Here is a 14,086-nt window from a genome sequence, read left to right on the forward strand (position 1 = left end):
AGATTCATCATTCATTATCGCTTTATGTCCACCTCTGCACTGATGTGTAATTTTGATTTAAAAATCGTCATGCTAAAATAATCAATTTTCAAATGAATCATTTTGGCGCATAAATTGCTTAAAAATTTCACATAAATTTTGACTGTTTGATATAACAACTTAGGGAATAGATGTGACTACAACTTATTTACGTGGCCAAGAACTCATTGATCAAATCCGTAGTGAACCTTATTCACGTGACTTAATTGGCTATCATGGAGAGCCACCAAAAGTAGAATGGCCAAATCAAGCCCGAATCGCGGTGCAGTTTGTACTTAATTACGAAGAGGGCGGTGAAAATCATATCGAACATGGAGATGCTGGTTCAGAGCAGTTTTTATCCGATATTATTGGTGCAGCAAGCTTTCCAGATAAACATATGTCGATGGATTCGATGTATGAATATGGCTCGCGAGCAGGCTTTTGGCGTATCCATCAAGAATTCCAGAAACGCAATCTACCCATGACAATTTTTGGTGTTGGCATGGCTCTAATTCGCAATCCCTATATTGTTGATGCAATCAAACAAGCCAATTATGATGTCGTTTCGCATGGTCAACGTTGGTTACATTACCAAAATATGGATATAGAAACCGAACGCCAGCATATGGATCAGGCAATTTCAGTACTTGAGTCCCTTTTTGGTGCTGCACCAATCGGTTGGTATACAGGACGTGATAGCCCCAACACCCGTCAGTTATTGGCTGAGTTCCCTCAGATTAAATATGACTGTGATTATTACGGCGATGACTTACCATTTTGGAGCACTTTGACCAACCAAGCGGGGGGAAAACGCCCTCATTTAATCATTCCATATACACTTGAAACCAATGATATGAAATTTGCCTCACCAGGGGGCTTTAATAGTGGTGAACAGTTCTATCAATATCTAAAAGATGCTTTCGATGTACTCTACGCGGAAGGGGCGACTGCACCAAAAATGCTGTCCATTGGAATGCATTGTCGTATTTTAGGGCGACCAGCTCGCTTTAAAGCCCTACAAAAGTTCCTTGATTATATTCAATCACATGAAAAGGTATGGATATGCCGACGTGGAGATATTGCCGAGCATTGGTATAAAAATCATGCACAATAATTAACAAATTATATTTAAAAAGAGGGTCTTACGCCACTGCTGTCCCATAGTTTGCTTTAAATAAAAAAACCTGAGTCCTAACAGTTAAAATATGAGTGCAAACAAACACTTTAACGACTAGGATTCAGGTTTTGTCACATCAGAATACCGTATTTCATGAGCTAATTAAACCTGTTGTGCGACAGGATTTTGAACAACTTGCTAAAGTACACCATGTTGGACAGAAATTTAGAGCGGCTTCCCGGTAGGATCAGTTTATTGCCATATTGATGTCACAATTCTCTTGTAGGCAAAGTCTGAGAGATATTCAATCCAATTTGGAGTGCCAACAGGAAAAGCTAAGTCATCTCGGAGCAAAGTCTATTCCCCGAAGCACGCTGGCACGAATCAATGAGCAGCAGCCTGCTGCCTTGTATCAACAGCTATTTTACAAGTTGCTTAAATACTATGAACACTCAAAAGTAGCTCATAAATTTCGCTTTAAGAATCCCTTGTATTCCTTGGATGCCAGTCATATTGACCTGTCGCTTTCCTTATGTGAATGGGCCAAAGTTCACAACTCAAAAGCCAGCATGAAACTCAGCATAGGATTGAATCACAGCAATGATATTCCTGAGTTTGTTGCAGTTGAAAATGGCAAAGAAAATGACATGGTACAAGGCCGCAAATTCCAGTTTCCTGCTGGCAGCATTTTTTGATAAAGGCTATGTCGATTACCAATGGTATGCAAATCTGACTGCTCAAAACATTGGATTTGTCACACGTTTTAGGCCTAAATCTGTGTATCAGGTGATCCAGCAACATCCAGTGCTTGAATCCAAAGGTATTCTAAAAGATGAAACCATTCAGCTGAATAGCGCACATGCCCTAAAAAGAAAAGCCCCAGTGTTAAGAAGAATTGAATATAGAGATCAGCAAAGTGGCAAGCACTTTAGCTTTCTCAGCAATAACTTTCATTTAGCCGCCTCCACCATTGCGGCGATTTATAAAGATCGTTGGAAAGTTGAGCTGTTCTTTAAGGCGATTAAGCAGAATCTCAAATTAAAAGCGTTTCTAGGCCGCAGCAGGAACGCAATTCAGACACAAATCTGGATTGCGATGATCGCCTATTTATTGGTGAGTTTCGCTCAACATTTAGGGAAAACAGGTTGGACAGTTCAACGTTTACTCAGAATAATTCAAGTGAATTTGTTTGAAAGAAGAACTTTAAAAGCTTTATTTTCACCCGATAAAATACCCATAAAACAAGAGGAAGCTCATTTGAGCTTCCTCTTGTGAAAAATTGTGGGACAGCAATGGGGTCTTACGCCCTCTTTTCTATATCATATGTTGTTGACATCCTCCCCCAGCTAAAGCAAGGGGATTCCTACTGCTAGACGCTCATGCCCGAGCGCAAGAATATTCAGTGCGGAATTTACATCCCGATCCCATGAGCTACCACACTCACCACACTGCCACTCTCTTATTCCTAAACCTGCTCTACCTTTCGGACTACTAGAGCGTGAGCCACAGCACGAACAAGTTTGGGTGGTATAGGCTTCATTGACTTCTTCAAATAACACTCCAGCGTTCTCGCATTTATATCGAAGCATTGTTTTGAGTGCAGAAAAACCTGTGTCCAAAACAGATTTTGCCATTTTGGTTTTCACCAATTTTCTTGCACTCAAGTCACCTACAATGATTAGTGCATTATTCTTCACCAGCGCTGTGCTGGCTTTATGCAAATGGTCTTTACGACTATTGGCGATTTTGGCGTGTAATGCACGTACACGCTTCTTATTTCTCGCTCGTTGAGCAACACCTAGCTTCTGCTCATAGTGGCGATAGTATTTTGGATTTGAAATGACTGTACCATCTGAACAGGTGGCAATATCCTTTAAGCCCAAATCAATACCGATGGCTTTGGTCGTGTTAGCTTTTTCCGCTTTAGGTGTATCCACCACTAAACACACATACCAACGTCCACGACTATCCTCTACAAAAGAGCCAGTTCTTACTGTGTATTTACTTAAACCATAGCTATCCCATAGATTTAATCTATGCTTCCCATATTGGACATAGCCATCATCATACTTGATTGCAACCTTTTTAAACGGTATCCAACCTAGTGAACGTCTAGCTGATTTCTTATTACTGACACGCCATTTTAGTTTTGCTTTTTTGAACTGCTTGCGTCTTGTGACCAATTCTTCTGTCACTGCCTGAATAGTTTGACTGTGCAAGTTGCATTCTTTCGATGTGCCTTTCGTGTATTTTGCAATATTGTATGCTGAAAAGAATTGTTGTTGTTTTTGAAGATGTTTAAAACACAAATCATTGACATAATTCCAAACAAAATTTACTTCGGATGCTAACTGATTTAGCACCTTGCAATGTTTGTCTTTTATGCGTAATTTGAGTGTCTTCATCCAATTATTTTAACAGTATTTTTCTTAATAGTGACTATAGTGCAAGTATTTAAAACGACATTTCGTGTCGTTCATATGGTTTACTCTAGTCGCTTATATCCTCGTGCTGAACCACGAGGTTTTACGCTCCAGTGGATAAAAAATATTCCATGAATCTAATTTGGCACTTTTATTGCAAATCTAGTTTTGAATAAACATCAAAAATAGTCAGGCGATTTAATAGTGCGACTCGTTGAATTTAACCAAGCATCTGAACAAGAAGCTATAAGCTTTTTAAAACATTGTGTACAAATACCGAGCTGGTCAACCCAGATTGCTGCTCAACGACCTTACTCTTCTGTTGAAGCCCTTATTGAAGCAGCCAAGCAACAAACTGCCACATGGAAATGGGAAGATATAAAAGCTGCTTTGGATAAGCATCCTCGTATTGGCGAAAAGCAAGCTCAGGCTGAACTGAGTGAAATTGAGCAAAGTTTTTCAGAACGCGAACAATCATCTATTACAGCTGATGAAGAAACGCAACTGGCTTTACTTAAAGGCAATATTACCTATGAAAAAAAATATGGACATATCTTTTTAATTAAAGCCTTTGGTTTAAGCAGTGAAGATGTACTCCAAGCATTGAAGTACCGCTTAGTGAATGATCCAGAGATTGAAAAACGTATTGTCCATAATCAGTTAGCAGAAATTGCTTTGCTCAGACTTTCACAGGAGCTTACGGCATGATCAGTACACATATTTTAGATACCCATTTAGGTAAGCCTGCAGCAAGCGTAGCCATCAAACTTTATTCTGATGAAGGTATTTTACTCGGAGAGGCACTCACAAATGCTGATGGTCGAGTTTCAGATTTTGGCTTAACGGAATTTAAAACAGGTGCTTACAGCCTGGAGTTTTCAACATCTGCGTATTTCGAAAGCCTGGGACTTGAAACCTTTTTCCCTAAAGCAGTCATTCATTTTTATGTCAAAGATGCCTCACAGCATTTTCATATTCCTTTGCTAATTAGTCCATTTGCGTATTCCACATATCGCGGAAGCTAATTCAATTAATAATTCAAGGAGAGAAAAAGAATGACACAAGAACATAAAATAATTTCACCAGAACACGAATACTTAGGTGCAGGGAAAAGTGCTGCTTATGGCTTACAACATGTCTTAACCATGTATGGTGGAATCATTGCTCCACCTTTAATTGTAGGCACAGCAGCGGGATTGGAACCTTTTCAAATCGGTTTGCTTATTGCAGCAGCCTTGTTTGTTGGTGGTCTAGCCACAATTTTACAAACGATCGGGGTGAAATATATTGGTGCGCAATTGCCGCTTGTTCAAGGGGTATCATTTGCGGGTGTCGCGACTATGGTTGCCATTGTGACAACAGGCGGTGGTTTATCTGCGGTTTATGGCGCCGTCATCGTGGCATCTCTGATAGGCTTCTTCCTTGCTCCTTATTTCTCTAAAATTATTCGTTTTTTCCCACCAGTCGTAACTGGTTGTGTAATTACCATTATTGGTCTATCACTGTTACCTGTCGCTGTTCGTTGGATGATGGGTGGCAACAATAAAGCACCAGAATGGAGGAGCGTTGAAAACATTGGACTTGCACTCATGACACTGGGGATTGTCATCTGCTTGAACTTAACACGTAACCCTACAATTCGCCGCTTATCTATTTTACTTGCCATTGTCTTCGGTAGTCTTCTGGCTTATATCTTAGGCTTTGGAGATTTTTCTAAAGTTGCAAATGGTGCATGGCTTCAAGTACCAAGTTTCTTTGCTTTTGGTATGCCGACTTTTGAATTAACAGCCATCATTTCAATGCTTATTGTTACCTTGGTCATTATGACGGAAACCACTGCAGATATTATTGCGGTCGGTGAAATTGTAGGAACAAAAGTTGACTCAGAACGTATTTCAAATGGACTTCGTGCGGATATGTTTTCAAGTGCAGTCGCGCCAATATTCGGTTCATTCATGCAAAGTGCATTTGCTCAAAACGTTGGGTTAGTGGCAATCACCGGTGTAAAAAGCCGATTTGTTGTAGCCGCTGGTGGGATTATCTTAGTCGTTTTAGGCTTATTACCTATCTTAAAGTGAAAGAGGACTCCACCCGACAGTCAGGGTGGAGGTGAATTTCAAGGATTTTAACCTTGTTGGTTTTCAATGTATTTTTTAATAATATCCAAAGGTGCGCCACCACAAGACCCTGCAAAATATGAGCGTGACCACAAAACAGGTTTTGCATAACTACTACGTAAATCCAAAAACTCATTTCTCATTCTTCTGCTTGTTACTGATTTTAAGTTATTTACCAATTTACTGAGTTGAACTGTCGGTGGGTACTGAATAAGCATGTGAACATGGTCAGCTTCACCATTACACTCCTTTAATTCCGCATCAAACTCTTTGCAGATTTCAGATGCACACTCAATAAAATACTTATGATGCAACTCACCTAGAATTTTCTTTCTGTACTTAGTAATAAACACTAAATGTACATGCAAATTAAAGGCTGAATGTCGGTTTTTATATATTTCTGTCATTGGTGAATGGCTTAATTAGTGGTAGTATTTATACATATTAACACATACACACTCATTTATGAAAATCAACAAAGCGTACAAATTTAGGCTTGAGCCTAATGCAGAACAGGAGCTTGTTTTAAACAAGTTGCTTGGTTCTGCACGTTTTGTTTGGAATCAGATATTGGCTGCATCATTCGAGATGCTTGCTAATAATGAGCGAATTAACAAAGTTAATTTAGTTAATAAAATCCCTGAATTGCGCAAAAAGCCTGAGTGTGCTTTTTTAGAAAACAGTTCAAATGGTGTCTCACTTCAACAAAAAGTTCGTGATCTTGGTGATGCTTGGGGTAAATTCTTCGATAAAAAAGAACAAGCCAAGCTAAAGCAAAAACCATTCAAAGCTAAGAAGCCAAAATTTTTTAAATTACCCGATGGTAATGAAATTCAACTTAGACCACTCATGCCACGATTCAAGAAAAAATCAGATGGTTATGATTCAATTCGTATTGTTCAATTTAATAGGTATTGTTGGGTTAAAGGCAACCAAGTTAAATTGCCTAGTGATATTGGCGTTGTAAAATTTAGAAAATCACAAGATATTTTAGGCGAGATTAAGAACGTCACACTCTCAAAGCATGTTGGCAAGTGGTATATCTCTTTTGGTGTTGAAAACACAATTGAAACACCAATTCACCCATCTAAATCAGCTATTGGTGTTGATCTTGGCATCAAGAAATTGGTCACAACCTCTAATGGTCAGGTATTCAACCCGATCAATAGTTTTAAAGCCAATCAAGTGAAATTAGCTAGACTTCAACGCAAGTTGAAAAAGAAAACCAAGTTCAGTGAAAATTGGAAAAAACTTAATTTAAAAGTTAACAAACTACATCATCATATTGCCAATATTCGGCATGACTACTTGCACAAAGTCACTACAACTCTCAGCAAAAACCACGCAATGATCGTAGTTGAGGACTTAAAAGTAGCTAATATGTCGAAGTCTGCAAAAGGCTCAATTGAGAAAAAAGGAAAGAATGTTAAAGCCAAAACAGGCTTAAACAAATCAATCCTAGATCAAGGGTGGTCAATGCTTGTTGATATGTTGGAGTATAAGCAACAATGGCGAGGTGGCTTACTTGTTAAAGTTGACCCTAAATATACAAGTCAGACTTGTAGTTCATGTGGTCATGTTGCAAAAGAAAATAGGCTCACTCAGGCAAACTTTAACTGTATTGAGTGTGGTTTTAGCGAGAATGCGGATATAAATGCTTCTCGCAATATTTTGGCGGTGGGACACACCGTTTTGTCTGTGGAGGGTGGATGCGGTAAAGGTCGCCTTGTGAAGCAGAAAGCAAGCGAAATCCGTGAGGGAGTCGCCTAAGAGCTTTTGCTTTTAGAATCCTCCACTTGAGCTAGTCGAAAGTGGTGGGAGTGTGTCAATATGGGGCGCTTAATTGCCGCAATTCCTGTTCCTGTACTTGGTGGTGCTGGTCTGGTTTTATTTGGTACAGTGGCTGCAAGCGGTATTCGTACACTTGCTAAAATTGATTATAACGAGCAAAAAAATCTCATTATCGTCGCAACAGCGATTGCTGCAGGAATGATCCCAATTATTATCATTCATTTTATGCAAATTTCCCTAAATGGGTGCAAACATTATTCCATTCCGGCATCAGTTCAACTTGCTTGATGGCGATTGTGCTTAACCTACTCTTTAATCATGTTAATTTATTTAAAGGGAAATCAAGTCTTACAAACAATACTGTAGTTGATACCCAGCACTAAAGCGAAATTTAAACTTATCTCAGCCCACTCTATGTGGGCTTTATACCAAAAAATAAAAAACTTGGCTTTGTTTTTGCTTTATCTCAGTCGTGGTTTTTAATTATATTATTGGGGAAAAGTTTTATGAAATTGACAACATTATTCGCAACAACTGCATTGGCAACTACTGCTTTAACTGCTCAAGCAGCGCCTATTTGGCAAGATTTTAGTCTCTCAGGTTTATATGGCGATAACTATGAAGTTGTTGATAAAACTCAAGCAACATTAACTGTTGAATATGCTGCAAAAGTCAAATATGCCGATGTGTTCTTCTTTTTAGACCATATGCGTGGCGGTAATGACGGTAAGTCGAATTATTTTGAATTATCACCACGTCTGAGTTTAGGTGAAGTGTCAGGGCAAAAACTTGCATTTGGTCCTGTAAAAGACGTTTTAATTGCGACAACTTGGGAAGGTTCAGACTCTGCTGATAACTTCTTGTATGGTTTTGGGTTTGATCTAAACATTCCGTATTTCCAATATGCCAATGTTAATTTGTATCGTGTGAATAATGAAAATATTGACGATGATTACCAATTTACTTTTGTGTATGGCATTCCAGTTAAACTTGGCTCTGAAGATTTCTTAATTGATGGTTTCTTAGATTGGTCTACGGCAGAAGAGGATCATGCAAGTGAAATGAACTGGACCACGCAATGGAAATGGAATGCGGGCAAACATTTTTCTCCAAGCACACGTTTATATCTTGGTATCGAACATTCGATTTGGAACAATAAATTCGGTATTCCAAATGCCGATGAAAATAATGTCAGTGCATTAGTGAAATACCACTTCTAAGCCAACCAATACAATATTAAAAAGCCCTCATGAATGAGGGCTTTTTTTGAAACTAGTTTTCGATACAAACTTGTTGAGGAAAAGAATACACATCACAGTTAGGACCTGTGCCTATTCGATCGATAACCACAAAATCACTTGGTGCTTCTAAGGTGAGGAGTGGATGATGCCAAGTTCCAGCGCGATAATTAACGCCTTGTGTTCCATCACTAATAAATGCCTGCAATTTACTCAAATCTGGTGTGACTTGATCTAAGGCAGGTGCAACCACAATCAAAAATGACTGACCTTGCATCGGAATAAAGGCCTGAGAACCAACAGGATGACGTTCAAGCATCGAGACTTGAAATGGAATTTCAGTATTTTTAATATTTCGAAAAATACTAAGACCAACTTTTGCATCTGTTTCAGCCTCGGCCAAAGCATGATAGCGCTCTGTATGCTGATCATTGATATGAAAGAAATCATTGTCTTTACAGGCAATGACTTCACCGTACGGTGCAAAACTTTTTGCATTTAAGGGCTGTATTTTTATGGTCTGCATAGTCATATGATTCTTTTTTAATTACGCAATTTTGCCCCATAAACGAATACGACTGATTCCACCATCAGGAATCATATTGACTCGGATATGTGAAATTTTATCCTGTTTTAAGATTTCCTCAACATAGCTATGGATATGATCCATTTGCATGTCTTGTGCTTCTAACAAAAATGGCCAGAACATACTTTGTGGAATCAATTGTTGATCTGTTGCATCTTCAACATAAATCGCTTGAATAGAAATTTGTGCAGGATAGTTGCCTTTAAAATGCGCAGTATCGATGTCAATTTTTTCAATTTTTCCACTTTGGCCTAAAGCTAAAATACACCAGTCAAAACCAGGTGCCCGGCGACGTTTGGTTTCCCATCCATCCCCCATATTGATGCCACGGCCTGGATTTATCAAATTACGTGGATGACCAAAATGCGCATCACTATAGGCGATCACCCGACCACCATTTTCAAGCGCAAGTAGATCTATCGTTTGTGTAGCATCTTTTAATTGAATTTGAACTTCACCATACACTCTAAAGCGTGCAACCCCACCATCAGGATAAATATTGAGACGAATATGCGTAAATGCCTGATCATTCTCAATATCAAAAATATGATGATCACTTGGACCCAAAAGACTATTTTTTAAAATAGGTTGCCATTCCACCGTATTTAAATTGCCATCTGGTGCATAACATGCTTCTACTGCAGCTGAAGCGGGATAGTTTCCTGTAAAGAATGTCGTATCAATATCTAATGCTTTAATTTTACCTGCAACACCTAGTTTGATAATCGCCCAATCATAACCTGCATGGCGTTTACGTCGAGTTTCCCAACCATCCATCCATTTGCCATGGTCATCAAATTTATCTTCTACAAAGATCGGTGCACTGAATTGCAGCATACGTTTAGCTTCAGCAAAAAAATCATCCGAGCATTCAATAATTTCTGCACCAATTCGGTCATCTGCCAAATTCGTCAATTGCTGAATATGTGCTGGAACATCAAAAGTTGGTGCAAACAAAGTTGCCATAAATCCCTTCCATTAACTTTATTAATCAAATGAATAGACTCGTTTTTATACAGAATTCAATTTGAACATCCGATAAAAACAAGTTTTTACATATGTTTAGAAGCACAGCGTGTGCCAACTTTTGAAATTTTTAAGTGCGTAATCCAAAAAATGGCACGTTTTTAGCATTTTGTGGTGCAGATACTTAAATAAAGAAAGGAGTTATAGATGGAAATTACAATTATTGGTGCAGGAATGGGCGGATTAACCACGGGAATTGCACTAAAAAAGTTTGGACATCAAGTCACCATCTATGAGCAAGCAGAACAAATTTTACCCGTAGGCGCAGCGATTTCTTTATGGTCAAATGGGGTTAAATGTTTAAATTATTTAGGTTTAGCTGAGCAAGTTGCGAAGCTGGGTGGTCAAATGGATCATTTGGCTTATATGGATGGCTTGACTGGCGACGTCATGACACAGTTTAGTTTATATCCACTGATTGAAGAGGTCGGGCAACGTCCATATCCGGTATCACGTTCAGATTTACAAAACATGCTGATGGATGAGTTCGGACGTGAAAACATACGTCTTGGCAAAAAAATGGTGTCTTTTAGTGAACTAAATGATGTGGTTACAGTGCAATTTGCCGATGGTACTCAAATCGAAACTGAATTGTTAGTCGGAGCAGATGGCACACATTCCATTACCCGCACATATGTACTTGGTGAACAAGTCGAGCGCCGTTATGCAGGTTACGTTAATTGGAATGGTCTTGTAGATGTTTCTGATGACTATGCACCTGCAGATCAATGGACGACTTATGTTGGAGAGGGTAAACGTGTTTCACTGATGCCTGTTGCAAATAATCGTTTCTATTTCTTCTTTGATGTACCGTTACCTGTCGGACTGGAGAATAACCGTAGTCAGTATAAGACCTTACTCAAAGAATACTTTAAGGGTTGGTGTCCACAGGTTCAGAATTTGATTGACAACATTAATGAAAATACCACCAACCGAGTGGAGATTCATGATATCGAACCTTTTGCCCAGTTCTATAAAGGACGTGTAGTCATTGTGGGTGATGCAGCACACAGTACAACTCCCGATATTGGTCAAGGTGGCTGTCAGGCGATGGAAGATGCTATTTACCTTGCGCGTTCTCTACAAATTAATACCCTAGGCTTAGAGGACGCTTTAAAGCGTTATCAAAACAAACGTAATGAACGTGCCAATGAATTAGTTTTACGTGCCCGTAAACGTTGTGATGTGACACATATGAAAGATGAAATCGTCACTAAACAATGGTACGAAGAACTCCGTAAAGAACAAGGCCCACATATCATGAAAGGCATTATCAGCAATATTGTGGGCAATCCCTTAGACTAATCAAATCTATAAAAAAACCCTTCATTAAGAAGGTTTTTTTTATACAAAAATTTAAGCTGCAAATAATGGACTAAAACCATGCTTACGCAATAATTTCCGGTACATGCTAGAACTACGGTCTGCAGGGAAATGAGCTTCTAAAGACAAGTCCAGAGGTAGATATTCTGGTTTCTGGTTCTCAACAATCATGCGGTCTTCTTCAAAGATTTTTAGATTAAAGTCATATGCATCTTCGACGGGAAGATCTTTGTCATAGTTACGGCAGATTGGGGCAAACAGGCGAGTAGTACGTGCTGTCATCGGTGAAGCCGCATTCATGATCACCTGTTTGGCATCTTCTGGGAAATGAATGGTCAGTGTAGCTGTAAATGGTACAGTGATCTCAAAATGACGAAGCCATTTAAAATTTTCTGCTCCGCGTTGATCGAGTCCAATCGGGTAACGTCCAACAGTACTTAGATAATCAGCTGCAAAACCATAATCCGTTTCATAAGTTTTATAATCCGGAACTTCTGGATGATCTGGATCACCAAACGTATCCGAATGAACCCAAGCAAAATGCGCGACATCAATAAAACCTTCTAACTGACGACCCGCAAAGCATTTGATATCGACAGTAGGACAGACCAGTTGCTGATAATCAGGATCTTCCCAATAAGGCATATGCGGTATATTCGGTTCAGCATCTTTATCCGCCAATAGAGAACACCAGATCAGGCCATATTTTTCGACCGCAGCATAGGTTTTTAGATGGAATCGCTCAGAGATTTTGTGATCAGGATGGGCTGGAATACGGTTGCATTTTCCCTCAGCACCGAAGCGCAAGCCGTGATACGGACAGACCACACCTTGGCCATCATTTTTACCCAAACTCAACGCTACACCACGATGCGGACAGGCATCTTTGGCAACAATCACTTCTTCACCCATACTATAAATCACTAAGGGCATATCTAAGAGCATGGTGCTCATAGGCTGCTCTGTAACTTCACGTGCCAGTGCGACGGGGTACCAATATTTTGCCAGTAAGTGCCAGTCATGTTCTGCAAAAGTCATATGAACCGGCAAATCGGGATTATGTGTGAGGATGGTTTTACTGTTCATCATGGCCTCAAATTAGTCTATTTTCAATGAATATAGAGCAAGGACCCATTCACTGAAATTAGAGAAATCTGGACAACACATTAAGAAAATTAGAACACTCTCATCTGTTATAAATCTTCATTTTTTATTCCTGTAAAGTACCATTTATATTTTGTTTCCACATGGATTAAAGTCTTTAGACCGAATATTGCATTAACTGATTTTTCAATGCTTCCATCTGCTCGATAATATGTTTGATCATGAGTTGCGAGGCACGCGAAATTTGTCGTTTTGGCGCAACACATAATGCAATGGTTAAAGGATGTACGCCTTTTTCTGAAATTGGTTTAAAGATCAATTCATCACGTTGTAATTCTGGAAATACATCTAAATAGCTTAAGATTCCAATCCCTGTATTGGCTTTGATCATGCTATTCATCAAGCGAATATCATTAGATTCTGTTTTGCGTGCAGGAATAAACTGGTGGTGCTTATACATGGCCTGCACATAGTCATGGATAATCAATGGATCTGCAGCAATAAAATGATTGTCATTGATCGTGTCAGAAAAATAGATTTTTTCTGCAGTCGCCAATGGATGCTGTTTTGACAGCACAAATCCAATGGGTAACTCTAGAAAATGCATGACTTCAAGCTGATGATGGGCTTTGGGATTCAGAATGAGTCCGAAATCAAGTTCAGTGTCTATAATTTTGCGTGCAATGGCCTCACTATCTGCTACACGAATATTAAAATTAATCCACGGGTACTGCTCATACATATGCTGTAAGGACTGCATCACAAAGCCCTCACTTAAAGCAGAAATTAGTCCAAATTCTATACTTCCGCGTTTCAATCCCTGAATTTCATCAAAGCGAATACACGTCTGCTGGAAGTCCTTTTGCCATCTGAGGATGTTGGCGTAGAGCATTTCCCCCGCCAAGGTCAGTTTTAAACCATTGGGTAAACGCTCAAATAGATCAATCCCCAATTCGTCTTCTGCCAAAGTAATCTGACGATGGACTGCTGAAACAGAAATAAACAGTTGATCCGCCGCTTTACGCAAGCTGCCACTTTTTGCTACGGCAATAAAATATTCAGAAAAACGCGAAAAAGGGGTATTCAATAATTTACTCAAGCTGGAAAACCTGTTTTGGAAAAATATTCAACAGATATATGCGAGTTTTATGCCAATACACGCTGTGCAAACCCAATAAAATCAAGTATTACAGACTGATGTTCTAATTTTTAGAATGATTTATACGAAACATTCTAATAGACGAAATATCAAAAAAACCAGTAATTTCAATCATAAATAAGCCATCTAAAGACACTATAAGGTCGAATTTAAATCGCTTAATCAACTTCAAAAAATTTAG

The 14,086-nt window shown here is 39.1% G+C and carries 12 protein-coding genes and 3 pseudogenes; 9 read left to right on the forward strand and 6 right to left on the reverse strand.

Annotation, left to right across the window (positions count from 1 at the left end):
• Nucleotides 1-172: 172 nt before the first annotated feature.
• Nucleotides 173-1,135 carry an allantoinase PuuE gene (gene puuE / locus A3K93_RS13590; protein WP_067731834.1) on the forward strand — a complete coding sequence of 321 codons (963 nt, stop codon included), beginning with the start codon at nt 173-175 and terminating at the stop codon, nt 1,133-1,135.
• 131 nt (nt 1,136-1,266) lie between these two features.
• Nucleotides 1,267-2,413 (forward strand): annotated as a pseudogene (locus A3K93_RS13595) (IS4 family transposase).
• A gap of 71 nt (nt 2,414-2,484) precedes the next feature.
• On the opposite strand, the gene A3K93_RS13600 reads toward A3K93_RS13595, so the two are convergent.
• Nucleotides 2,485-3,543 carry an RNA-guided endonuclease InsQ/TnpB family protein gene (locus A3K93_RS13600; protein ID WP_067731836.1) on the reverse strand — a complete coding sequence of 353 codons (1,059 nt, stop codon included), beginning with the start codon at nt 3,541-3,543 and terminating at the stop codon, nt 2,485-2,487.
• A 222-nt stretch (nt 3,544-3,765) separates the two neighbouring features.
• Between A3K93_RS13600 and uraD the strand changes: the two genes are divergently transcribed.
• The 3 genes and pseudogenes from uraD to A3K93_RS13615 all read left to right on the forward strand — a co-directional run.
• On the forward strand, nt 3,766-4,269 hold the full coding sequence (uraD, locus tag A3K93_RS13605) for a 2-oxo-4-hydroxy-4-carboxy-5-ureidoimidazoline decarboxylase (RefSeq protein WP_067731838.1): 504 nt from the start codon (nt 3,766-3,768) through the stop codon (nt 4,267-4,269).
• Nucleotides 4,266-4,586, forward strand: a complete 321-nt coding sequence (uraH, locus tag A3K93_RS13610; RefSeq protein WP_067731839.1) for a hydroxyisourate hydrolase — start codon at nt 4,266-4,268, stop codon at nt 4,584-4,586. The genes uraD and uraH overlap by 4 nt, the downstream gene beginning before the upstream one ends.
• Nucleotides 4,587-4,616: 30 nt before the next feature.
• Nucleotides 4,617-5,633: pseudogene (locus A3K93_RS13615) on the forward strand (nucleobase:cation symporter-2 family protein); the annotation flags it as partial.
• Nucleotides 5,634-5,686: 53 nt separating this feature from the next.
• On the opposite strand, the gene tnpA reads toward A3K93_RS13615, so the two are convergent.
• Nucleotides 5,687-6,085, reverse strand: a complete 399-nt coding sequence (gene tnpA, locus A3K93_RS13620) for an IS200/IS605 family transposase (RefSeq protein WP_067731805.1) — start codon at nt 6,083-6,085, stop codon at nt 5,687-5,689.
• 58 nt (nt 6,086-6,143) lie between these two features.
• Between tnpA and A3K93_RS13625 the strand changes: the two genes are divergently transcribed.
• The 3 genes and pseudogenes from A3K93_RS13625 to A3K93_RS13635 all read left to right on the forward strand — a co-directional run bounded on the left by A3K93_RS13625 (nt 6,144) and on the right by A3K93_RS13635 (nt 8,689).
• Nucleotides 6,144-7,448 carry an RNA-guided endonuclease InsQ/TnpB family protein gene (locus A3K93_RS13625; protein WP_067731309.1) on the forward strand — a complete coding sequence of 435 codons (1,305 nt, stop codon included), beginning with the start codon at nt 6,144-6,146 and terminating at the stop codon, nt 7,446-7,448.
• A 60-nt stretch (nt 7,449-7,508) separates the two neighbouring features.
• Nucleotides 7,509-7,852 (forward strand): annotated as a pseudogene (locus A3K93_RS13630) (solute carrier family 23 protein); the annotation flags it as partial.
• A gap of 123 nt (nt 7,853-7,975) precedes the next feature.
• On the forward strand, nt 7,976-8,689 hold the full coding sequence (locus A3K93_RS13635; RefSeq protein ID WP_067732186.1) for an outer membrane protein OmpK: 714 nt from the start codon (nt 7,976-7,978) through the stop codon (nt 8,687-8,689).
• A 52-nt stretch (nt 8,690-8,741) separates the two neighbouring features.
• Here A3K93_RS13635 and A3K93_RS13640 read toward each other — a convergent pair whose 3' ends face one another.
• A complete protein-coding gene (locus tag A3K93_RS13640; RefSeq protein WP_067731842.1) occupies nt 8,742-9,239 on the reverse strand; it encodes an ureidoglycolate lyase in 498 nt (165 codons plus the stop codon).
• Nucleotides 9,240-9,254: 15 nt separating this feature from the next.
• Nucleotides 9,255-10,259, reverse strand: coding sequence for an allantoicase (alc, locus tag A3K93_RS13645; RefSeq protein WP_067731844.1), 1,005 nt, complete (start codon nt 10,257-10,259; stop codon nt 9,255-9,257).
• Between the two features lie 207 nt (nt 10,260-10,466).
• Here alc and hpxO point away from each other — a divergent pair, with 207 nt between their 5' ends.
• Entirely contained in the window at nt 10,467-11,624 is a 1,158-nt protein-coding gene (hpxO, locus tag A3K93_RS13650) for an FAD-dependent urate hydroxylase HpxO (RefSeq protein WP_067731846.1), read from the forward strand.
• A gap of 51 nt (nt 11,625-11,675) precedes the next feature.
• Here the strand turns inward: hpxO and A3K93_RS13655 are convergent, their stop codons facing one another.
• Both A3K93_RS13655 and A3K93_RS13660 read right to left on the reverse strand, forming a co-directional pair.
• Entirely contained in the window at nt 11,676-12,728 is a 1,053-nt protein-coding gene (locus tag A3K93_RS13655) for a Rieske 2Fe-2S domain-containing protein (RefSeq protein WP_067731848.1), read from the reverse strand.
• A 175-nt stretch (nt 12,729-12,903) separates the two neighbouring features.
• The gene (locus A3K93_RS13660) at nt 12,904-13,833 is read right to left on the reverse strand and encodes a LysR family transcriptional regulator (RefSeq protein WP_067732188.1); all 930 of its coding nucleotides are present in this window, start codon (nt 13,831-13,833) and stop codon (nt 12,904-12,906) included.
• Between the last annotated feature and the right edge of the window lie 253 nt (nt 13,834-14,086).

Origin of the sequence: Acinetobacter sp. NCu2D-2, assembly GCF_001647675.1 — a bacterium.
Taxonomy (GTDB): domain Bacteria; phylum Pseudomonadota; class Gammaproteobacteria; order Pseudomonadales; family Moraxellaceae; genus Acinetobacter.

Bases quoted from the DNA above. Each gene is read 5' to 3' on its own strand.
- alc (WP_067731844.1), bottom strand. From the start codon at position 10,259: ATGGCAACTTTGTTTGCACCAACTTTTGATGTTCCAGCACATATTCAG.
- A3K93_RS13625 (WP_067731309.1), top strand. From the start codon at position 6,144: ATGAAAATCAACAAAGCGTACAAATTTAGGCTTGAGCCTAATGCAGAA.
- tnpA (WP_067731805.1), bottom strand. From the start codon at position 6,085: ATGACAGAAATATATAAAAACCGACATTCAGCCTTTAATTTGCATGTA.
- hpxO (WP_067731846.1), top strand. From the start codon at position 10,467: ATGGAAATTACAATTATTGGTGCAGGAATGGGCGGATTAACCACGGGA.
- uraH (WP_067731839.1), top strand. From the start codon at position 4,266: ATGATCAGTACACATATTTTAGATACCCATTTAGGTAAGCCTGCAGCA.
- A3K93_RS13655 (WP_067731848.1), bottom strand. From the start codon at position 12,728: ATGAACAGTAAAACCATCCTCACACATAATCCCGATTTGCCGGTTCAT.
- A3K93_RS13640 (WP_067731842.1), bottom strand. From the start codon at position 9,239: ATGACTATGCAGACCATAAAAATACAGCCCTTAAATGCAAAAAGTTTT.
- A3K93_RS13635 (WP_067732186.1), top strand. From the start codon at position 7,976: ATGAAATTGACAACATTATTCGCAACAACTGCATTGGCAACTACTGCT.
- A3K93_RS13600 (WP_067731836.1), bottom strand. From the start codon at position 3,543: ATGAAGACACTCAAATTACGCATAAAAGACAAACATTGCAAGGTGCTA.